Origin of the sequence: Streptococcus sp. UMB1203 (assembly GCF_030217725.1) — a bacterium.
Taxonomy (GTDB): domain Bacteria; phylum Bacillota; class Bacilli; order Lactobacillales; family Streptococcaceae; genus Streptococcus.
Window position 1 is genome coordinate 1 of record NZ_JASOOK010000020.1, and the last position, 20,615, is coordinate 20,615.

Below are 20,615 nucleotides of genomic sequence, written 5' to 3' on the forward strand. Positions count from 1 at the left end.
ATGGGACTTTTTTTCTACACAAAAAAGGCTCCATAAGATCCATAGGGGATTTACCCACTACAAATATTATAGAGCCAATAAAAAGGGGGCTAGTCCTCCTTTTTTGTAGTAGAATTATGCAAGCCTTTTCAAAATATGCTATACTGATGAAAAAGGAGGATTTCTATGAGTCAAGAATTTATCAATCCAAGTGATGGCGTGATTCGTCAGTATCTCGCAACGAGTAAAACCCTTGCTGTGGTAGGTTTGTCAGACCGTGAGGAAACAACCAGCAATCGAGTGACCAAGGAAATGCAGGCTCGGGGTTATAAAATCATCCCAGTCAATCCTAAGGATGCAGGTGGAGAAATCTTGGGTGAAAAGGCTTATGCTAGCCTAGCAGAGATTCCTTTTCCTGTAGATATTGTCAATGTTTACCGTCGCAGCGAGTTTCTGCCAGATGTGGCGCGTGATTTTCTCAAGGCTGATGCTAAAATTTTTTGGGCACAGCTAGGACTTGAAAGTCTAGAAGCGGAAGAAATCTTGCGTGCTGGAGGATGCGATGACATCGTGATGAATCGTTGCATCAAGAGAGAACATACTCGCTTGATTGAGGAAGCATAAGAAAAAGGTAGCTGGTGGGCTACCTTTTGTGTTAGAAAATGCCGATAAGGGTCTGCATACCGAGACTGGTGAGAATGATGGCTATCCAGCAAATGGCTCCGAGGACAATGGATTTTCCGCTGGATTTGATCATAGCCACCAGATTTGTTTTGAGACCGATAGCACTCATGGCCATGATAATGAGGAATTTGGAGAGTTGTTTGAGAGGAGTAAAGAAGCTACTGGACACACCGAGAGAGGTCAGTAGGGTGGTTAGGAGAGATGCAAGGATGAAGTAGAGGATAAAAAGTGGGAAGACTTTTTTCAGTTGCAATCCTTGCTTATTTTCTTGTTGGCGACTTTGCCAGTAGGAGAGAAAGAGAGTGATGGGGATGATAGCCAGGGTTCGTGTGAGTTTGACAATGGTTGCGGATTCGAGGGTATTGGTCTGGTAGAGACTGTCCCAGGCGCTGGCGGTAGCCGTTACAGAGGAAGTGTCATTGACTGCAGTCCCTGCAAAGAGGGCGAAGCCGTCATTGGATAGATGAAGCCAGGTTCCTAGAGTCGGAAAGATGAGTGCAGCCAAGACATTGAAGAAAAAGATAACAGAAATGGCTTGGGCTACTTCCTTTTCCTTAGCATGGATAACGGGCGCTGTCGCAGCAATGGCAGAGCCACCGCAGATAGAAGAACCAACTCCAATCAAGGTAGCCAGTTTTGTGTCCAGTGAAAAGAAGCGTTGGAAGAGGTAGGCAACAATCAAAGCTATTGAAATGGTAGACAGGATGACAGGGAGCGAAGTTTGTCCAACTGCAAAGACTTGCGAGATATTGAGACCAAAACCAAGCAAGATAACAGCATATTGGAGCAATTTTTTTGAACTAAAGGTCAATCCCGCATCCAGTTGTTTATAGGATGAGAGCCAGGGGTGGAGGAGCATTCCAGCAAAAATTGCAAAGACAGGTGCACCCACGACGGGGAAGAATCCTCCTAAGTACCAAGATAGGATAGAAATGAGAAGGCAGGCCAAGATGCCTGCTCCATTTTTTGATAGAAATGACATAAAAACCTCCAAATAGAATCTGTTACCATTATAGACCTGTAAACAGGAAAAGTAAAATAGAAAGTGGAGCTAACAATTATTTGACAAGTAGTGCTAATTATGTGATAATAATCTTACAAGAACTGTAACGAAGTCTTGGCAAAAACAAAAATACCAGAGCTCCACCTCTGGTATTTCTTTTTGTCTAGTTACATTAAAACTAAACTCAGGTTGTATTTTTTTTGTCGCGCTTATCTAACCACTTTCTGACTATCCACTCAGAAATGACATTACCGGTAATAGTAATCAGTAATGGTGCTAGAATAGTTGTAACGAAGATTATCAAAACCTCAATACTCGTCGAAAATCTCATGATACGTTGTCATCTTCGGCTTACCTAACTTTAGTTATGCTTTCACCTCGATTCCTAGTCTCATGAGATTTTCATTGAGTATTCTAAAAACATAGTGTTGTAATCAATTTAAATTAACACACTTCAATTTGTTATGCTAGCGTTATTCTATCATGTATTTTTGCGGTCGGTGGGCTTTTGTAGTATAATAGAGATACGTTTTGACAGTAGGAGGTATCTATGGATTTAACTAAGCGCTTTAATAAACAGTTAGATAAGATTCAAGTTTCGTTGATTCGTCAGTTTGACCAGGCTATTTCGGAGATTCCTGGGGTCTTGCGTTTGACTTTGGGGGAACCTGATTTTACAACGCCAGATCATGTCAAGGAGGCGGCCAAGCGGGCGATTGACCAGAACCAATCCTACTATACAGGGATGAGTGGTCTGCTGACCTTACGTCAGGCGGCCAGTGATTTTGTTAAGGAAAAGTACCAATTGGACTATGCTCCTGAAAATGAAATCTTGGTTACAATTGGGGCGACAGAGGCTTTATCTGCTACTTTGACAGCTATTTTGGAAGAGGGAGACAAGGTGCTCTTGCCAGCTCCTGCTTATCCGGGTTATGAACCAATTGTCAATCTAGTTGGGGCAGAGATTGTCGAGATTGACACAACTGAAAATAGGTTTATCTTGACTCCTGAGATGTTGGAGAAGGCTATTTTGGAGCAGGGAGACAAGCTCAAGGCGGTTATTCTCAACTATCCAGCAAATCCGACAGGAATTACCTACAGTCGGGAGCAGTTGGAGGCCTTGGCAGCTGTTTTACGCAAGTACGAAATTTTTGTTGTCTGTGATGAGGTTTACTCAGAATTGACCTACACAGGCGAAGCCCATGTGTCTCTGGGAACTATGTTGAGAGATCAGGCTATTATTATCAATGGTCTATCTAAATCACATGCCATGACAGGTTGGCGTTTGGGACTGATTTTCGCTCCTGCAGCCTTTACAGCTCAGTTGATTAAGAGTCACCAGTACTTGGTTACTGCCGCAAATACTATGGCTCAACATGCTGCGGTAGAAGCCTTGACGGCTGGTAAAAACGATGCGGAACCTATGAAGAAGGAATACATCCAGCGTCGAGATTATATTATCGAGAAAATGACTGCTCTTGGTTTTGAGATTATCAAACCAGACGGTGCCTTCTATATCTTTGCTAAGATTCCAGCGGGATACAATCAAGACTCCTTTGCCTTTCTCAAGGATTTTGCTCAGAAGAAGGCTGTTGCCTTTATCCCTGGTGCAGCCTTTGGGCGTTACGGGGAAGGTTATGTTCGCCTATCTTATGCAGCCAGCATGGAGACTATCAAAGAAGCCATGAAACGACTTGAGGAGTACATGAGAGAAGCATGATTCAGTCTATCACGAGTCAAGGCTTGGTGCTCTACAATCGCAATTTTCGTGAGGATGACAAGCTAGTTAAGATTTTTACAGAGCAGGCTGGTAAGCGGATGTTTTTCGTCAAACACGCTGGTCAGTCCAAACTAGCGCCAGTAATTCAGCCCTTGGTGTTGGCTCGATTTCTCTTGCGAATCAATGATGATGGGCTTAGTTACATTGAGGACTATCATGAGGTGATGACTTTTTCCAAGATTAATAGCGATCTCTTTGTCATGGCCTATGCGACTTATGTGGCAGCTCTTGCAGATGCTAGTTTGCAGGACAATCAGCAGGATGCTCCCTTGTTTGCTTTTTTGCAAAAGACTTTGGAGTTGATGGAAGCTGGCTTGGATTATCAGGTTTTGACCAATATTTTTGAAATTCAAATCTTGACCCGATTTGGTATTAGTCTCAATTTTAATGAGTGTGTCTTTTGTCATCGGGTCGGTCAGGCTTTTGACTTTTCTTTCAAATATGGAACCTGCCTCTGTCCAGAACATTATCATGAGGATGAGAGACGTTGCCATCTCAATCCCAATATCCCTTATCTGCTCAATCAATTTCAAGCCATTGATTTTGAGACTTTGGAGACCATTTCGCTCAAGCCTGAAATCAAGCAAGAGCTACGCCAATTTATGGATCAACTCTATGAAGAGTACGTTGGGATTCACCTAAAATCAAAGAAATTTATTGATTCCCTAGCAGACTGGGGACAATTACTAAAAGAGGAAAACAAATGAAAAAAATCGCAGTAGATGCCATGGGAGGCGATTACGCACCTCAGGCCATCGTTGAGGGTGTCAATCAAGCCCTAACTGACTTTTCAGATATCGAAGTTCAACTCTACGGAGATGAAGCTAAAATTAAGCAATATCTGACAGCGACAGAGCGCGTCAGCATTATCCATACGGATGAGAAGATTGATTCAGACGATGAACCTACGAGAGCTATTCGGAAGAAGAAAAATGCCAGTATGGTCTTGGCGGCCAAGGCTGTCAAAGAGGGAGAAGCAGACGCTGTTCTCTCAGCTGGGAATACAGGTGCTTTGTTGGCAGCAGGATTTTTCATCGTGGGTCGTATCAAGAACATTGACCGACCAGGCCTTATGTCGACCTTGCCGACTGTAGATGGGAAGGGTTTTGATATGCTGGACCTCGGTGCCAATGCGGAAAATACAGCCCAGCACCTCCATCAATACGCTGTCCTCGGTTCCTTCTATGCCAAAAATGTCCGTGGCATTGCGCAACCACGTGTTGGCTTGCTCAATAATGGAACAGAGAGTAGTAAGGGAGACCCGCTTCGTAAGGAAACTTATGAATTACTGGCGGCTGATGAAAGTTTGAACTTTATCGGAAACGTGGAAGCGCGGGATTTGATGAATGGCGTTGCGGATGTTGTTGTGGCAGATGGTTTCACGGGAAACGCTGTGCTCAAATCTATTGAAGGGACAGCCATGGGAATCATGGGCTTGCTCAAGACAGCTATTACAGGTGGAGGTTTTCGAGCGAAACTAGGTGCTCTTCTTCTCAAGGATAGCCTTAAAGGTTTGAAAAAACAGCTCAACTATTCAGATGTTGGTGGAGCGGTCTTGTTTGGTGTCAAGGCACCGGTTGTCAAGACTCATGGCTCAAGCGATGCCAAGGCTGTCTATAGTACGATTCGCCAGATTCGTACCATGCTAGAAACAGACGTAGTTGCCCAGACTGCGCGTGAATTTTCAGGAGAATAAAAGAGATGACAGAAAAAGAAATTTTTGACCGTATTGTGACCATTATCCAAGAGCGACAGGGAGAGGACTTTGTCGTGACAGAATCCTTGAGTCTGAAAGACGACTTGGATGCTGACTCAGTTGACTTGATGGAGTTTATCTTGACACTGGAAGATGAATTTAGCATCGAAATCAGTGATGAGGAAATTGACCAACTGCAAAGTGTAGGAGATGTTGTAGAAGTCGTCAAAAGTAAAGAATAGTAAGAAGCAAGATAAGAAGAGTTGCATATTGCTAAGAATGTAAATCAACATTCTATTTGACAATTATTTACATTTTAATCTTTTTAAATATATATTTTAGGCATGACATTTGTTCTGCCTATTTTTTATCCCAAAAGTGTAGTTGAGGTGTTTATTTGGAGTTTTACATGTATTTTTTGATAAAACGTGATAGAATGGGTATAGAAATTAGGAAAGTTGAAGAAAAGGAATGAAGAAGGTTTTAAAATATTTTTTAGTATTTGTTTTTCTATTTTTGATGAATATTTTCATCTTTAAGATACTAGCAACTCTGGGATTTCAGCTGACAATGAGTGAAAAGAGTTATATTGTACCACCGCTGTTTTCGATTATCGTTTTGTACATGATTGACAAAAGAATTAGGAAGAAAAAGAAATAAATATATATTTTAGGCATGACGTTTGTTCTGCCTATTTTTTATCCAAAAAGTGCATTTGGGAGGTAGATAGGCGCATTTGGGAAGGAAGTCCAGTTTTTGTTTGGGGATTGGGGTAAGATAGTTGTTATCAGATGAGTTTATACTCTTCGAAAATCAAATTCAAACCACGTCAACGTCGCCTTGCCGTATATATGTGATTGACTTCGTCAGTCTTATATACAACCTCAAAACAGTGTTTTGAGCAGCCTGCGGCTAGTTTTCTAGTTTGCTCTTTGATTTTCATTGAGTATTAGGAAAAAGGAGATGAATATGAAATTTGGGAAACGTCACTATCGTCCGCAAGTGGATCAGATGGACTGCGGTGTAGCTTCATTAGCCATGGTTTTTGGTTACTATGGTAGTTATTATTCTTTGGCACACTTACGAGAATTGGCCAAGACGACCATGGATGGGACGACGGCTTTGGGCTTGGTCAAGGTGGCAGAGGAGATTGGTTTTGAGACGCGAGCAATTAAGGCGGATATGACGCTTTTTGACTTGCCAGATTTGACTTTTCCTTTTGTTGCTCATGTGCTTAAGGAAGGGAAATTGCTCCACTACTATGTGGTGACTGGGCAGGACAAGGATAGCATTCATATTGCCGATCCAGATCCTGGGGTGAAATTGACCAAACTGCCACGTGAGCGTTTTGCGGAAGAATGGACAGGAGTGACTCTTTTTATGGCACCTAGTCCAGACTACAAGCCTCATAAGGATCAAAAGAATGGTCTGCTCTCTTTTATCCCTATATTAGTGAAGCAGCGTGGCTTGATTGCCAATATCGTTTTGGCAACACTCTTGGTAACCTTGATTAATATTGTGGGTTCTTATTATCTGCAGTCTATCATTGATACCTATGTGCCAGATCAGATGCGTTCGACGCTTGGGATTATTTCTATTGGGCTGGTGATTGTTTATATTCTTCAGCAGATCTTGTCTTACGCTCAGGAGTATCTCTTACTTGTTTTGGGGCAACGCTTATCGATTGATGTGATTTTGTCCTATATCAAGCATGTTTTTCACCTGCCTATGTCCTTCTTTGCGACACGCAGGACAGGGGAGATCGTGTCTCGTTTTACAGATGCTAATAGTATCATTGATGCGCTGGCTTCGACCATTCTTTCGATTTTCCTAGATGTGTCAACGGTTGTCATTATTTCCCTTGTTTTATTTTCACAAAATACCAATCTCTTTTTCATAACCTTATTGGCACTTCCTATCTATACAGTGATTATCTTTGCCTTTATGAAGCCGTTTGAAAAGATGAATCGGGATACCATGGAAGCCAATGCGGTTCTGTCTTCTTCTATCATTGAGGACATCAACGGTATTGAGACTATCAAGTCTTTGACCAGTGAAAGTCAGCGTTACCAAAAGATTGACAAGGAATTTGTGGATTATCTGAAAAAATCCTTTACCTATAGTCGGGCAGAGAGTCAGCAAAAGGCTCTGAAAAAAGTTGCCCATCTCTTACTCAATGTCGGCATTCTCTGGATGGGAGCTGTTCTGGTCATGGATGGCAAGATGAGTTTGGGGCAGTTGATTACCTATAATACCTTGCTGGTTTACTTTACAAATCCTTTGGAAAATATCATCAATCTGCAAACCAAGCTTCAGACAGCACAGGTTGCCAATAACCGTCTAAATGAAGTATATCTGGTAGCTTCGGAGTTTGAGGAGAAGAAAACGGTTGAGGATTTGAGCTTGATGAAGGGAGATATGACCTTCAAGCAGGTTTCTTACAAGTATGGCTATGGTCGAGACGTCTTGTTGGATATCAATTTGACCATTCCCCAAGGTTCTAAGGTGGCTTTTGTGGGGATTTCAGGGTCAGGTAAGACGACCTTGGCCAAGATGATGGTTAATTTTTACGACCCAAGTCAAGGGGAGATTAGTCTGGGTGGTGTCAATCTCAATCAGATTGATAAAAAGGCCTTGCGCCAGTATATCAACTATCTGCCTCAACAGCCCTATGTCTTTAACGGAACGATTTTGGACAATCTTCTTTTGGGAGCCAAGGAGGGGACGACACAGGAAGATATCTTACGGGCGGTCGAATTGGCAGAGATTCGGGAGGACATTGAGCGCATGCCACTGAATTACCAGACAGAATTGACTTCGGATGGGGCAGGGATCTCAGGTGGTCAACGTCAGAGAATTGCTCTGGCACGTGCTCTCTTGACAGATGCGCCGGTCTTGATCTTGGATGAGGCGACCAGCAGTTTGGATATTCTGACAGAGAAGCGAATTGTCGATAATCTTATGGCTTTAGATAAGACCTTGATTTTCATCGCTCACCGCTTGACCATTGCTGAGCGGACAGAGAAGGTTGTTGTCTTGGATCAGGGCAAGATTGTTGAAGAAGGAAATCATGCTGATTTGCTTGCACAGGGTGGTTTTTACGCCCATTTGGTCAATAGCTAGAAAGAGGAGAGGATGAAACCAGAATTTTTAGAAAGTGCGGAGTTTTATAATCGTCGTTACCATAATTTTTCCAGTCGGGTGATTGTCCCCATGTTCCTTCTGCTCGTGTTTTTACTTGGCTTTGCAACTTTGGCAGAGAAGGAGATGAGTATGTCTACTAGAGCTACTGTCGAGCCTAGTCGTATCCTTGCAAATATCCAGTCAACTAGCAACAATCGTATTCTTGTCAATCATTTGGAAGAAAGTAAGCTGGTTAAAAAGGGAGAACTGTTGGTTCAATATCAAGAAGGGGCAGAGGGTGTCCAAGCGGAGGCCTATGCTAGTCAGCTGGACATGCTCAAGGATCAAAAAAAGCAATTGGAGTATTTGCAAAAGAGTCTGCAAGAAGGGGAGAACCACTTTCCAGAGGAGGATAAATTTGGCTACCAAGCCACCTTTCGTGACTACATCAGCCAAGCAGGTAGTCTTAGGGCTAGTACATCGCAACAAAATGAGACCATCGCGTCCCAGAATGCAGCAGCTAGTCAAACCCAAGCCGAAATCGGCACCCTCATCAGTCAAACAGAGGCTAAAATTCGCGATTACCAGACAGCTAAGTCAGCTATTGAAACAGGTGCTTCCTTGGCCAGTCAGAATCTAGCCTACTCTCTCTACCAGTCCTACAAGTCTCAGGGCGAGGAAAATCCGCAATCTAAGGCACAAGCAGTTGTGCAGCTAGAAGCACAGCTTTCTCAGTTAGAATCTAGTCTTGCTACTTACCGTGTCCAGTATGCAGGTTCAGGTACCCAGCAAGCCTATGCGTCAGGTTTAAGCAGTCAATTGGAGTCTCTCAAATCACAACACTTGGCTAAGGTTGGTCAGGAATTGACCCTTCTAGACCAGAAAATTTTGGAGGCAGAATCGGGTAGGAAGGTACAGGGAAATCTTTTAGACAAGGGGAAAATTACGGCGAGTGAGGATGGGGTGCTTCATCTTAATCCTGAGACCAGTGATTCTACCATGGTAGCAGAAGGCGCCTTACTAGCCCAACTCTATCCGTCCTTGGAAAAAGAAGGGAAAGTCAAACTCACAGCTTATCTAAGTTCAAAAGATGTAGCAAGGATCAAGGTCGGTGATTCTGTTCGCTATACTACGACTCATGATGCCAAGAATCAACTTTTCCTAGATTCTACTATTACAAGTATTGATGCGACAGCTACTAAGACTGAAACTGGGAATTTCTTTAAAATCGAGGCGGAGACTAATCTAACTTCTAAGCAGGCTGCAAAACTTCGATATGGGGTGGAAGGTCGCCTGCAGATGATTACGGGCAGGAAAAGTTACCTACGTTATTATTTGGATCAATTTTTGAACAAAGAGTAATGTTCGTGTTTTTAGAGTTAAATAATTTTTAAACTGTGAGAAAGATTTTTCTTGCAGTTTTTTCTTTATGATTTTTGAAGTTACTACGTTATTTATTCGGTTAAATTCTTGTAATTTTAGGTTTTTTGTGGTAAAATGTGCTCAAGTAATACGAAAGGCGAACTTTAAAATGTCAAAACAATTGATCTATTCGGGAAAAGCTAAAGATATCTATACAACTGAGGATGAAAATCTTATTATTTCAACTTACAAGGACCAGGCGACTGCTTTCAATGGTGTTAAGAAGGAGCAGATTGCGGGCAAAGGAGTGTTGAATAATCAGATTTCATCTTTTATTTTTGAGAAATTAAATGCGGCTGGTGTGGCGACTCACTTTGTGGAGAAACTTTCAGATACAGAACAACTCAATAAAAAGGTTGAGATTATTCCTCTCGAGGTTGTGCTTCGCAACTACACGGCTGGTTCCTTTTCAAAACGTTTTGGTGTAGACGAAGGAATCGCATTTGAGACTCCGATTGTCGAATTTTACTACAAAAATGATGATTTGGATGATCCATTCATCAATGATGAGCATGTGAAATTCCTACAGATTGCGGATGACCAGCAGATTGCCTACTTGAAGGAAGAAACGCGTCGTATCAATGAACTTTTGAAAGGCTGGTTTGCTGAGATTGGGCTTAAGTTGATTGACTTTAAGCTAGAGTTCGGTTTTGACAAGGATGGCAAGATTATCTTGGCAGATGAATTTTCACCAGATAATTGCCGTTTGTGGGATGCAGATGGCAACCACATGGATAAGGATGTTTTCCGTAGGGGACTAGGTGAATTAACCGATGTTTATGAAGTTGTTTGGGAGAAGCTGCAAGGTTTGAAATAATCTGTTTGCAACGGAAAACCTTCGTCTCTCAACTAAAAGGACTCAGGCTGAAAAGGTCCCCCAGACCTTTTCACTCCGTAGGGGATTGGGAGAACTAACAGATGTTTACGAGATTGTCTGGGAAAAGTTGCAGGGTTTGAAATAACAACCTCAAGGTCGTTGGAACATTGTAAAAGCTGAAATAAAGGAATAAGGATTGATGGATAAACGTATTTTTGTTGAAAAAAAGGCTGATTTTCAGGTCAAGTCAGAGAGTTTGGTGAGAGAACTCCAGCACAACTTGGGACTTTCAAGCTTGAAAAGTATTCGCATCGTGCAAGTGTATGATGTATTTGACTTGGCAGAGGACCTGTTTGCACCTGCAGAGAAACACATCTTCTCTGAGCAGGTGACAGACCATGTCTTGGATGAAGCTGCTGTACAGGCGGATCTTGCTAACTATGCTTTCTTTGCCATTGAAAGCCTGCCAGGTCAATTTGACCAGCGTGCAGCATCTTCACAGGAAGCCTTGCTTTTACTAGGAAGTTCGAGTGATGTAACGGTTAATACTGCTCAACTTTATTTGGTCAATAAAGATATTGATGCGACGGAGTTAGAGGCGGTCAAGAACTATCTGCTCAACCCAGTTGATTCTCGTTTCAAGGACATCACGACAGGGATTGCCAAGCAGGAATTTTCTGAGTCAGACAAGACCATTCCTAAATTGACTTTCTTTGAAAGCTATACAGCAGAAGACTTTGCCCTCTACAAGACCGAGCAGGGCATGGCAATGGAAGTGGATGATTTGCTCTTTATCCAAGACTATTTCAAGTCAATCGGGCGCGTGCCAACTGAGACGGAACTCAAGGTTTTGGATACTTACTGGTCTGACCACTGCCGTCATACGACTTTTGAGACAGAGTTGAAACACATTGATTTCTCAGCTTCTAAATTCCAAAAACAATTGCAGTCAACATATGACAAGTATATTGCCATGCGTGAGGAACTGGGTCGCTCTGAAAAACCACAAACCTTGATGGATATGGCGACTATTTTCGGTCGTTATGAGCGTGCCAATGGACGTTTGGACGACATGGAAGTGTCAGACGAAATCAATGCTTGCTCAGTCGAAATCGAAGTGGATGTTGATGGGGTCAAAGAGCCATGGCTCCTCATGTTCAAAAACGAAACCCACAACCATCCAACAGAAATTGAGCCATTTGGTGGGGCTGCTACCTGTATCGGTGGGGCCATTCGTGATCCGTTGTCAGGTCGTTCATACGTTTACCAAGCCATGCGTATCTCAGGTGCTGGTGATATTACAACACCGATTGCTGAAACTCGTGCTGGTAAATTGCCACAACAAGTCATTTCTAAAACAGCGGCTCATGGTTATTCTTCATATGGTAACCAGATTGGTCTGGCAACAACTTATGTTCGTGAGTATTTTCATCCAGGCTTTGTGGCTAAACGTATGGAGCTAGGTGCAGTTGTAGGTGCTGCTCCCAAGGGCAATGTCGTCCGAGAAAAACCGGAAGCAGGTGATGTCATTATCCTCCTTGGAGGTAAGACTGGACGTGATGGTGTCGGTGGTGCGACAGGTTCTTCTAAGGTTCAAACAGTTGAGTCCGTGGAAACTGCTGGAGCTGAAGTTCAAAAAGGGAATGCTATCGAAGAACGCAAGATTCAACGACTTTTCCGTAATAGTGATGTGACCCGTCTTATCAAAAAATCAAATGACTTTGGTGCTGGTGGAGTCTGTGTGGCTATCGGTGAATTGGCAGACGGTCTTGAAATCGACCTCAACAAGGTTCCTCTTAAATACCAAGGCTTGAATGGTACAGAAATTGCCATCTCTGAATCTCAAGAACGGATGGCAGTTGTGGTGCGTCCTGAGGACGTAGATACCTTCGTTGTAGAATGTAACAAAGAAAATATTGACGCTGTTGTGGTTGCGACAGTGACTAAAAAACCAAATCTAGTCATGCACTGGAATGGTGAAACAATCGTGGACTTGGAGCGTAGTTTCCTTGATACCAATGGTGTGCGCGTGGTCGTTGATGCTAAGGTTGTGGACAAGGATGTCAAACTCCCAGAAGAACGTACAACAAGTGCTGATACACTTGAAGCTGATACCCTTACGGTTCTATCTGACCTCAACCATGCGAGTCAAAAAGGATTACAGACTATCTTTGACTGCTCTGTTGGACGCTCAACGGTCAATCACCCACTTGGTGGTCGTCACCAACTCACACCAACTGAGGCATCTGTGCAGAAATTACCAGTTCAACACGGTGTGACTCATACTGCGTCAGTCATGGCTCAAGGATTCAACCCATATGTAGCTGAATGGTCTCCATACCACGGTGCTGCCTATGCGGTGATCGAAGCAACTGCTCGTTTGGTGGCTGCTGGTGCCAACTGGTCTAAGGCTCGTTTCTCTTACCAAGAGTATTTCGAGCGCATGGATAAACAAGCTGAGCGTTTTGGTCAGCCAGTAGCAGCTCTCCTAGGCTCTATCGAAGCTCAGATTCAGCTTGGCTTGCCATCTATCGGTGGTAAGGACTCCATGTCTGGTACCTTTGAAGAATTGACGGTGCCACCAACCTTGGTAGCCTTTGGTGTGACAACAGTAGATAGCCGTAAGGTCCTCTCTCCAGAGTTCAAGACTGCTGGTGAAAATATCTACTACATCCCGGGCCAAGCCCTTTCAGCAGAGATTGATTTTGACTTGATTAAAGCTAACTTTGCCAAGTTTGAAGCTATCCAAAAGACTCACAAAGTAACATCTGCATCAGCTGTTAAATACGGTGGTGTCGTTGAAAGCTTGGCTCTTGCTACCTTTGGAAACCATATTGGTGCAGAGGTAATCCTGTCTGAACTTGAAAGTTCTTTAACGGCTCAATTAGGTGGATTTGTCTTCACATCTCCTGAAGAAATCGCTGGAGTAGAGAAGATTGGACAAACAAAAGCAGACTTTACACTAACTGTCAATGGTGTGAAGCTAGATGGACACAAGCTTGACAGTGCCTTCCAAGGAAAACTGGAAGAAGTTTACCCAACAGAATTTGCTCAAGCGAAAGAACTGGAAGAAGTTCCAGCTGTCGTTTCCGACGCAATCATCAAAGCTAAAGAAAAGGTTGAAAAACCTGTGGTTTACATCCCAGTCTTTCCAGGAACCAACTCAGAATATGATTCAGCTAAGGCATTTGAGAAAGAAGGTGCAGAGGTCAACTTGGTACCATTTGTGACCTTGAATGAAGAAGCCATTGTCAAGTCAGTTGAAACCATGGTTGACAACATCGGCAAGTCTAACATCCTCTTCTTTGCAGGTGGATTTTCAGCTGCAGATGAGCCAGATGGATCGGCTAAATTTATTGTCAATATCCTGCTCAATGAAAAAGTGCGTGCGGCTATTGATAGCTTTATCGCTCGTGGTGGTTTGATTATCGGTATCTGTAATGGATTCCAGGCCTTGGTCAAATCAGGTCTTCTTCCATACGGGAACTTTGAAGATGCCACTAGTACTAGCCCAACCCTCTTCTACAATGACGCCAACCAACACGTGGCCAAGATGGTAGAAACTCGCATTGCCAATACCAACTCACCATGGTTGACTGGTGTGCAAGTGGGTGATATCCACGCCATTCCTGTTTCGCACGGTGAAGGGAAATTTGTTGTGACGGCTGAGGAATTTGCTGAACTCCGTGATAATGGACAAATTTTCAGCCAATATGTTAACTTTGATGGAAAACCAAGTATGGATTCTAAGTACAATCCGAATGGTTCTATCCATGCCATCGAAGGAATTACCAGCAAGAACGGCCAAATCATCGGTAAGATGGGACACTCAGAACGTTATGAAGATGGTCTTTTCCAAAACATCCCAGGAAATAAAGACCAGCACCTGTTCGCGTCAGCGGTTAAATACTTTACTGGAAAATAAGACTTACAGATTTTCTAATAGATAGTATCAGTAATGTAAAAGTCATGTAGATTTAGCTCTTGGTGCTACACAAATAAAAATTAGGTATAAAAAATGACATACGAAGTAAAATCTCTTAATGAAGAATGCGGTGTTTTCGGTATCTGGGGACATCCAGATGCTGCTAAATTGACCTATTTTGGTCTCCATAGTCTTCAGCACCGTGGTCAAGAGGGGGCGGGAATCCTCTCCAATGACCAAGGGAAACTAAAGCGGCATCGCGATATGGGTCTTCTATCAGAAGTCTTCAGAAATCCTGCTAATTTGGATAAATTAACGGGAACTGGTGCGATTGGGCATGTGCGTTACGCGACTGCTGGCGAAGCTTCTGTGGATAATATCCAGCCTTTCCTCCTCCGTTTTCACGATATGCAGTTTGGTTTGGCTCATAATGGAAATCTGACCAATGCAGCCTCTCTTAAGAAAGAACTGGAACAAAGAGGCGCGATTTTCAGCGCGACTTCGGACTCGGAAATCTTGGCTCACCTCATTCGTCGCAGTCACAATCCGAACTTGATGGGCAAAATCAAGGAAGCGCTCAGCCTTGTCAAAGGTGGCTTTGCTTATATCCTGCTGTTTGAGGACAAGTTGATTGCGGCTCTTGACCCAAATGGTTTCCGTCCGCTTTCTATCGGGAAAATGGCCAACGGAGCGGTGGTGGTTTCCTCTGAAACCTGTGCTTTTGAGGTTATTGGTGCTGAATGGATTCGTGATTTGAAGCCAGGTGAGATTGTGATCATTGATGACAAGGGCATCCAGTATGATAGCTATACAGACGATACTCAGTTAGCAATCTGTTCTATGGAATATATTTACTTCGCTCGTCCAGACTCTAACATTCATGGAGTCAATGTTCATACAGCTCGTAAACGTATGGGTGCCCAATTGGCCCGTGAATTTAAGCATGAGGCGGATATTGTGGTCGGTGTGCCCAATTCCTCGCTTAGCGCAGCCATGGGATTTGCGGAAGAATCTGGTCTGCCAAACGAAATGGGACTTATCAAGAACCAATACACCCAACGTACCTTTATCCAACCGACTCAAGAATTGCGGGAGCAAGGGGTGCGGATGAAACTCTCTGCTGTTTCTGGTGTTGTTAAAGGCAAGCGTGTGGTTATGATTGATGACTCTATTGTACGTGGGACGACCTCTCGTCGTATCGTTCAGCTCTTGAAAGAAGCGGGTGCGACTGAAGTTCACGTTGCTATTGGCAGTCCAGCGCTAGCTTATCCATGTTTCTACGGGATTGATATCCAGACCCGTCAGGAGCTAATTGCGGCCAATCATACGGTCGAAGAAACGCGCCAAATCATTGGTGCGGACAGTCTGACTTATCTTTCTGTTGAGGGATTGATTGATTCGATTGGTATTGAAACAGATGCTCCAAATGGTGGTCTCTGTGTCGCTTACTTTGACGGTGACTACCCAACACCTCTCTACGATTATGAGGAAGACTATCGTCGAAGTTTGGAAGAAAAGACTAGTTTTTACAAGTGAGTTACTGAAGATTCTCCATTAAAGAAAAGGAAAAATAAAATGGCAAATAAAAATGCATACGCTCAATCTGGCGTGGATGTTGAAGCGGGTTATGAAGTTGTTGAACGGATTAAAAAGCACGTGGCTCGTACGGAGCGTGCAGGTGTCATGGGAACTCTGGGTGGCTTTGGTGGTATGTTTGACCTTTCAAAGACAGGGGTTAAAGAACCCGTCTTGATTTCAGGAACTGATGGTGTCGGAACCAAGCTCATGCTGGCTATCAAGTACGACAAGCACGATACCATCGGTCAGGACTGTGTGGCCATGTGTATCAATGACATCATCGCTGCAGGTGCAGAACCCCTCTATTTCCTCGACTACGTAGCGACAGGGAAGAATGAACCAGCTAAGCTAGAACAAGTTGTCGCTGGTGTGGCAGAAGGTTGTGTGCAGGCAGGTGCTGCCCTCATTGGTGGCGAAACGGCTGAAATGCCTGGCATGTACGGCGAAGATGACTATGATTTGGCTGGTTTTGCGGTCGGTGTGGCTGAAAAATCTCAAATCATTGACGGCTCAAAAGTAGCAGAGGGAGATGTTCTTCTCGGACTTGCTTCAAGTGGAATTCACTCAAATGGTTACTCTCTCGTCCGTCGTGTCTTTGCGGATTACACAGGTGATGAAGTCCTGCCAGAATTGGAAGGCAAGAAACTCAAGGAAGTTCTTCTTGAGCCGACTCGTATCTATGTCAAGGCTGTTTTGCCCCTCATTAAGGAAGGGTTGGTCAACGGCATTGCCCACATCACAGGTGGTGGCTTTATCGAAAATGTCCCTCGTATGTTTGCAGCTGACTTGGCTGCTGAGATTGAGGAAGACAAGATTCCAGTTTTACCGATTTTCAAAGCTCTTGAGAAATACGGTGAAATCAAACATAAAGAAATGTTTGAAATTTTCAATATGGGTGTGGGACTTATGTTGGCAGTTAGCCCTGAAAATGTAATTTGTGTCAAGGAATTGTTGGATGAACCAGTCTATGAAATTGGTCGTATCGTCAAGAAAGAAAACGAAAGTGTCATCATCAAATGAAAAAAATAGCGGTTTTTGCCTCTGGTAATGGCTCAAATTTTCAGGTGATAGCGGAACGATTTCCAGTGGAGTTTGTCTTTTCAGACCATCGTGACGCCTATGTGCTCGAGCGGGCAGACAAGCTCGGTGTTTTGTCCTATGCTTTTGAACTCAAGGAGTTTGAGAGCAAGGCAGACTACGAAGCAGCCCTTGTCGAACTCTTGGAAGAACACCAGATTGACTTAGTTTGCCTAGCAGGCTACATGAAAATCGTTGGGCCAACCTTATTGGCGGCTTATGAAGGTCGGATTATCAACATTCACCCAGCTTATTTGCCAGAATTTCCAGGAGCTCATGGGATTGAGGATGCTTGGAATGCAGGTGTTAACCAGTCTGGTGTGACCATTCATTGGGTGGATTCAGGTGTGGATACAGGGAAGATTATCCAACAAGTCCGTGTGCCACGACTAGCTGATGATACCATTGACAGTTTTGAAGCTCGCATTCATGAGGCAGAGTACAAGTTGTATCCGGAAGTAGTGAAGGCTCTATTTACAGATTGACTTTTTGATGATTCATATGATATCTTTGATTTTAAATTGGAGTCAGTGATTGTCGAAGACGGCTTCAAACGGAGGGTATTGTAATGTTAGAATCTAAAAAAACAACTCGATATGTATTTTATGTCTATCTGATGTTATTAACTTGGGGAATCTTATTTAAGTTTGAGACCAATCCTGAATTTATAGCATTTTTCTTAGCTCCAAGGTACATCAATTGGATTCCATTTTCAGAACCACTAATAGTAGATGGAAAAATTGTTTTTGCTGAAATGTTATTTAATCTGATTTCCTTTATTCCATTAGGTGTTTGTTTCCCTCTGATAAAAACTAATTTATCTAGTTTAAGAATAGTCGGGACAGGTTTCTTGATTAGTTTATTGTTTGAGTGCTTACAGTATATTTTAGCAATAGGCATAACAGATATAACGGATTTGACTTTAAATACGCTAGGTGTTTGTGTAGGCTTACTGATTTATCAAATTTTTATAAGAGTGTTCAAATCACAAACTAGAAAATGGGTCAATATCTTAGGTATTCTTAGCCTTGGTTTTGCTTATCTTATTTTACTGTTACTGCATTTAATTGGTGTTTAACTAATGATTAAAAAGGATAATATAATGACTAAACGCGCCTTAATCAGCGTCTCAGACAAAGCGGGCATTGTTGAATTTGCTCAAGAACTTAAAAAACTTGGTTGGGAGATTATCTCGACAGGTGGGACCAAGGTTGCCCTTGATAATGCTGGGGTGAATCAGTCTGGTGTGACCATGCACTGGGTGGACTCAGGTGTGGATACAGGAAAGGTCATCAAACAAGTACGTGTACCACGATTAGCTGATGATACCGTCGAAAGCTTTGAAGCTCGCATTCATGAAGCGGAGTACGAGTTGTATCCGGAGGTGCTGGATAGTTTGGGAGTAGGGAGAAGGTAAGAAGTAAATCAAGTTTTGATTGTGCAATATTGCTAGGAGAAAAAATGATTGAGATGAAATTAGTAGATGAGAGCAGTTTTCAGGCAGTGTTGGATTTGAAAATATCTGAAGCTGATGAACGAGCACGTTTCGTGGCTCCAAATGTACGCTCTTTAGCTGACGCATGGCTCTACCGTAAAAATGAAGATGTGTTTCCGAGGGCAATCTATTGGGATAAGCAAGTGGTTGGCTTTCTCCTGCTGGAAATAGACGAGGATGAAGCGGAATACTTTATCTGGCGGATAATGATTGGTCAGCAGTACCAAGGAAGAGGTTATGGTCGAAAAGCCTTGGAAGTTCTAATCAAAGAGGCTCAGATGGATAGAGCTTGCAGTCATATTGTTGCAGATTATGTGGTTGGAAATGAAAAAATGAAGTACCTACTGACTAGTCTGGGTTTTCAGGAAACAGGATTTATAGAAGAAAATAACGAAGTCGCTATGCGCTTAGACCTAAAGAAAGAGGAATAGAATGACGAAAAAAGCCTTAATCAGCGTCTCAGACAAAGCGGGCATTGTTGAATTTGCCCAAGAACTTAAAAAACTTGGATGGGATATCATCTCGACAGGTGGGACCAAGGTTGCCCTTGACAATGCTGGGGTGAAGACCATTGCCATCGATGATGTGACTGGTTTTCCTGAAATGATGGACGGTCGTGTCAAGACCCTTCATCCAAATATCCACGGTGGCCTTCTCGCTCGTCGTGATTTGGATAGCCACTTGGAAGCAGCTAAGGATAATCAAATTGAGCTCATCGACCTTGCTGTGGTCAACCTTTACCCATTCAAGGAAACCATTCTCAAACCAGCCGTGACTTATGCTGATGCTGTGGAGAATATCGACATCGGTGGTCCTTCTATGCTTCGTTCAGCAGCCAAAAACCATGCCAGTGTAACAGTTGTGGTAGACACAGTAGATTACGCTGTGGTTCTTGATGAATTGTCAGCAAACGGCGAAACAAGTTATGAAACTCGCCAACGGTTGGCAGCCAAGGTTTTCCGTCACACAGCAGCTTATGATGCCTTGATCGCAGAATACTTCACAACTCAAGTGGGCGAAAGTAAACCTGAAAAACTCACTTTAACCTATGACCTCAAACAAGCCATGCGCTATGGAGAAAATCCTCAGCAGGATGCAGACTTCTACCAAAAAGCCTTGTCGACAGATTACTCCATCGCTTCAGCCAAACAGCTCAACGGGAAGGAATTATCTTTTAACAATATCCGCGATGCGGATGCGGCCATTCGTATCATCCGTGATTTCAAAGATCGTCCAACCGTTGTGGCACTCAAACACATGAACCCATGTGGAATTGGTCAGGCAGATGACATCGAGACTGCTTGGGACTATGCCTATGAGTCCGACCCAGTGTCTATTTTTGGTGGCATTGTCGTTCTCAACCGTGAGGTGGATGCTGCGACAGCTGAGAAGATGCATGGTGTTTTCCTCGAAATCATCATTGCACCAAGCTATACGGATGAGGCGCTAGCTATTTTGACCAATAAAAAGAAAAACTTGCGGATCCTTGCCTTGCCATTTGACGCTCAAGAAGCGAGTGAAGCGGAAGCTGAATATACTGGTGTGGTCGGTGGACTTCTCGTGCAAAATCAAGATGTGGTGAAAGAAAGCCCAGCTGACTGGCAAGTGGTGACCAAACGCCAGCCAACTGAGACAGAAGCTACTGCTCTTGAGTTCGCTTGGAAGGCTATCAAGTACGTCAAATCAAATGGTATCATCGTGACCAATGACCACATGACACTTGGCGTTGGCCCAGGTCAAACCAACCGTGTGGGCTCCGTTCGTATTGCCATCGACCAAGCTAAAGACCGTCTTGACGGCGCTGTGCTTGCTTCGGATGCCTTCTTCCCATTTGCGGATAACGTGGAAGAGATCGCCAAAGCAGGTATCAAGGCCATCATCCAACCAGGTGGGTCCGTCCGTGACGAAGAATCTATCGAAGCTGCGGATAAATACGGCTTGACCATGGTCTTCACAGGCGTGAGACATTTTAGACATTAAGAACACTAAAGGGAAGAAAACAGTTTCTTTCCTTTTTTGCTTAAAAATGCTTAATA

The 20,615-nt window shown here is 43.4% G+C and carries 19 protein-coding genes; 18 read left to right on the forward strand and 1 reads right to left on the reverse strand.

What is annotated here, in order from left to right; all coding sequences use genetic code 11:
- Positions 1-165: 165 nt before the first annotated feature.
- Positions 166-603, forward strand: a complete 438-nt coding sequence (locus tag QP439_RS06225) for a CoA-binding protein (protein WP_049551064.1) — start codon at positions 166-168, stop codon at positions 601-603.
- 31 nt (positions 604-634) lie between these two features.
- On the opposite strand, the gene QP439_RS06230 is transcribed toward QP439_RS06225, so the two are convergent.
- Positions 635-1,645, reverse strand: coding sequence for a YeiH family protein (locus tag QP439_RS06230; protein ID WP_247947548.1), 1,011 nt, complete (start codon positions 1,643-1,645; stop codon positions 635-637).
- A gap of 571 nt (positions 1,646-2,216) precedes the next feature.
- Here QP439_RS06230 and QP439_RS06235 point away from each other — a divergent pair.
- From QP439_RS06235 to purH, 17 genes are all read left to right on the forward strand, one after another.
- The gene (locus QP439_RS06235) at positions 2,217-3,386 is read left to right on the forward strand and encodes a pyridoxal phosphate-dependent aminotransferase (RefSeq protein WP_261038666.1); all 1,170 of its coding nucleotides are present in this window, start codon (positions 2,217-2,219) and stop codon (positions 3,384-3,386) included.
- Positions 3,383-4,153 (forward strand): DNA repair protein RecO, encoded by a 771-nt coding sequence (recO, locus tag QP439_RS06240; protein ID WP_285388739.1) that lies wholly within the window; start codon positions 3,383-3,385, stop codon positions 4,151-4,153. Before QP439_RS06235 ends, recO begins: the two co-directional genes overlap by 4 nt.
- On the forward strand, positions 4,150-5,142 hold the full coding sequence (plsX, locus tag QP439_RS06245) for a phosphate acyltransferase PlsX (RefSeq protein WP_285388741.1): 993 nt from the start codon (positions 4,150-4,152) through the stop codon (positions 5,140-5,142). The genes recO and plsX overlap by 4 nt, the downstream gene beginning before the upstream one ends.
- A gap of 5 nt (positions 5,143-5,147) precedes the next feature.
- Entirely contained in the window at positions 5,148-5,384 is a 237-nt protein-coding gene (locus QP439_RS06250; protein WP_020902253.1) for an acyl carrier protein, read from the forward strand.
- A 229-nt stretch (positions 5,385-5,613) separates the two neighbouring features.
- Complete coding sequence (locus QP439_RS06255) at positions 5,614-5,802, forward strand: hypothetical protein (RefSeq protein ID WP_084927060.1); 189 nt, start codon at positions 5,614-5,616, stop codon at positions 5,800-5,802.
- A gap of 309 nt (positions 5,803-6,111) precedes the next feature.
- Positions 6,112-8,265: a peptide cleavage/export ABC transporter ComA gene (comA, locus tag QP439_RS06260; RefSeq protein WP_000668315.1), complete on the forward strand. Its 2,154-nt coding sequence runs from the start codon at positions 6,112-6,114 to the stop codon at positions 8,263-8,265.
- A gap of 12 nt (positions 8,266-8,277) precedes the next feature.
- A complete protein-coding gene (gene comB / locus QP439_RS06265) occupies positions 8,278-9,627 on the forward strand; it encodes a competence pheromone export protein ComB (RefSeq protein WP_000801588.1) in 1,350 nt (449 codons plus the stop codon).
- Between the two features lie 169 nt (positions 9,628-9,796).
- On the forward strand, positions 9,797-10,504 hold the full coding sequence (purC, locus tag QP439_RS06270; protein WP_000043282.1) for a phosphoribosylaminoimidazolesuccinocarboxamide synthase: 708 nt from the start codon (positions 9,797-9,799) through the stop codon (positions 10,502-10,504).
- 1 nt (position 10,505) lies between these two features.
- Positions 10,506-10,649, forward strand: coding sequence for a phosphoribosylaminoimidazolesuccinocarboxamide synthase (locus tag QP439_RS09115; RefSeq protein ID WP_078228447.1), 144 nt, complete (start codon positions 10,506-10,508; stop codon positions 10,647-10,649).
- A 54-nt stretch (positions 10,650-10,703) separates the two neighbouring features.
- A complete protein-coding gene (locus QP439_RS06280; RefSeq protein ID WP_285388748.1) occupies positions 10,704-14,429 on the forward strand; it encodes a phosphoribosylformylglycinamidine synthase in 3,726 nt (1,241 codons plus the stop codon).
- Between the two features lie 93 nt (positions 14,430-14,522).
- Positions 14,523-15,965 (forward strand): amidophosphoribosyltransferase, encoded by a 1,443-nt coding sequence (purF, locus tag QP439_RS06285; protein WP_000220619.1) that lies wholly within the window; start codon positions 14,523-14,525, stop codon positions 15,963-15,965.
- Between the two features lie 39 nt (positions 15,966-16,004).
- Positions 16,005-17,027, forward strand: a complete 1,023-nt coding sequence (gene purM, locus QP439_RS06290; protein ID WP_285388752.1) for a phosphoribosylformylglycinamidine cyclo-ligase — start codon at positions 16,005-16,007, stop codon at positions 17,025-17,027.
- Positions 17,024-17,569: a phosphoribosylglycinamide formyltransferase gene (purN, locus tag QP439_RS06295; protein WP_261446856.1), complete on the forward strand. Its 546-nt coding sequence runs from the start codon at positions 17,024-17,026 to the stop codon at positions 17,567-17,569. Before purM ends, purN begins: the two co-directional genes overlap by 4 nt.
- An 83-nt stretch (positions 17,570-17,652) precedes the next feature.
- Positions 17,653-18,162 carry a VanZ family protein gene (locus QP439_RS06300; RefSeq protein ID WP_261054451.1) on the forward strand — a complete coding sequence of 170 codons (510 nt, stop codon included), beginning with the start codon at positions 17,653-17,655 and terminating at the stop codon, positions 18,160-18,162.
- 24 nt (positions 18,163-18,186) lie between these two features.
- Positions 18,187-18,501: a formyltransferase family protein gene (locus QP439_RS06305; protein WP_502961733.1), complete on the forward strand. Its 315-nt coding sequence runs from the start codon at positions 18,187-18,189 to the stop codon at positions 18,499-18,501.
- Between the two features lie 44 nt (positions 18,502-18,545).
- Positions 18,546-19,010: a GNAT family N-acetyltransferase gene (locus tag QP439_RS06310; RefSeq protein ID WP_261446855.1), complete on the forward strand. Its 465-nt coding sequence runs from the start codon at positions 18,546-18,548 to the stop codon at positions 19,008-19,010.
- Between the two features lies 1 nt (position 19,011).
- Complete coding sequence (gene purH / locus QP439_RS06315; protein WP_261446854.1) at positions 19,012-20,559, forward strand: bifunctional phosphoribosylaminoimidazolecarboxamide formyltransferase/IMP cyclohydrolase; 1,548 nt, start codon at positions 19,012-19,014, stop codon at positions 20,557-20,559.
- The last annotated feature ends 56 nt before the right edge of the window (positions 20,560-20,615 follow it).

Excerpts from the sequence above, each read along its gene's own strand:
- QP439_RS06225 (WP_049551064.1), top strand. The coding sequence starts at position 166 with ATGAGTCAAGAATTTATCAATCCAAGTGATGGCGTGATTCGTCAGTAT.
- QP439_RS06230 (WP_247947548.1), bottom strand. The coding sequence starts at position 1,645 with ATGTCATTTCTATCAAAAAATGGAGCAGGCATCTTGGCCTGCCTTCTC.
- QP439_RS06235 (WP_261038666.1), top strand. The coding sequence starts at position 2,217 with ATGGATTTAACTAAGCGCTTTAATAAACAGTTAGATAAGATTCAAGTT.
- recO (WP_285388739.1), top strand. The coding sequence starts at position 3,383 with ATGATTCAGTCTATCACGAGTCAAGGCTTGGTGCTCTACAATCGCAAT.
- plsX (WP_285388741.1), top strand. The coding sequence starts at position 4,150 with ATGAAAAAAATCGCAGTAGATGCCATGGGAGGCGATTACGCACCTCAG.
- QP439_RS06250 (WP_020902253.1), top strand. The coding sequence starts at position 5,148 with ATGACAGAAAAAGAAATTTTTGACCGTATTGTGACCATTATCCAAGAG.
- QP439_RS06255 (WP_084927060.1), top strand. The coding sequence starts at position 5,614 with ATGAAGAAGGTTTTAAAATATTTTTTAGTATTTGTTTTTCTATTTTTG.
- comA (WP_000668315.1), top strand. The coding sequence starts at position 6,112 with ATGAAATTTGGGAAACGTCACTATCGTCCGCAAGTGGATCAGATGGAC.
- comB (WP_000801588.1), top strand. The coding sequence starts at position 8,278 with ATGAAACCAGAATTTTTAGAAAGTGCGGAGTTTTATAATCGTCGTTAC.
- purC (WP_000043282.1), top strand. The coding sequence starts at position 9,797 with ATGTCAAAACAATTGATCTATTCGGGAAAAGCTAAAGATATCTATACA.
- QP439_RS06280 (WP_285388748.1), top strand. The coding sequence starts at position 10,704 with ATGGATAAACGTATTTTTGTTGAAAAAAAGGCTGATTTTCAGGTCAAG.
- purF (WP_000220619.1), top strand. The coding sequence starts at position 14,523 with ATGACATACGAAGTAAAATCTCTTAATGAAGAATGCGGTGTTTTCGGT.
- purM (WP_285388752.1), top strand. The coding sequence starts at position 16,005 with ATGGCAAATAAAAATGCATACGCTCAATCTGGCGTGGATGTTGAAGCG.
- purN (WP_261446856.1), top strand. The coding sequence starts at position 17,024 with ATGAAAAAAATAGCGGTTTTTGCCTCTGGTAATGGCTCAAATTTTCAG.
- QP439_RS06300 (WP_261054451.1), top strand. The coding sequence starts at position 17,653 with ATGTTAGAATCTAAAAAAACAACTCGATATGTATTTTATGTCTATCTG.
- QP439_RS06305 (WP_502961733.1), top strand. The coding sequence starts at position 18,187 with ATGACTAAACGCGCCTTAATCAGCGTCTCAGACAAAGCGGGCATTGTT.
- QP439_RS06310 (WP_261446855.1), top strand. The coding sequence starts at position 18,546 with ATGATTGAGATGAAATTAGTAGATGAGAGCAGTTTTCAGGCAGTGTTG.
- purH (WP_261446854.1), top strand. The coding sequence starts at position 19,012 with ATGACGAAAAAAGCCTTAATCAGCGTCTCAGACAAAGCGGGCATTGTT.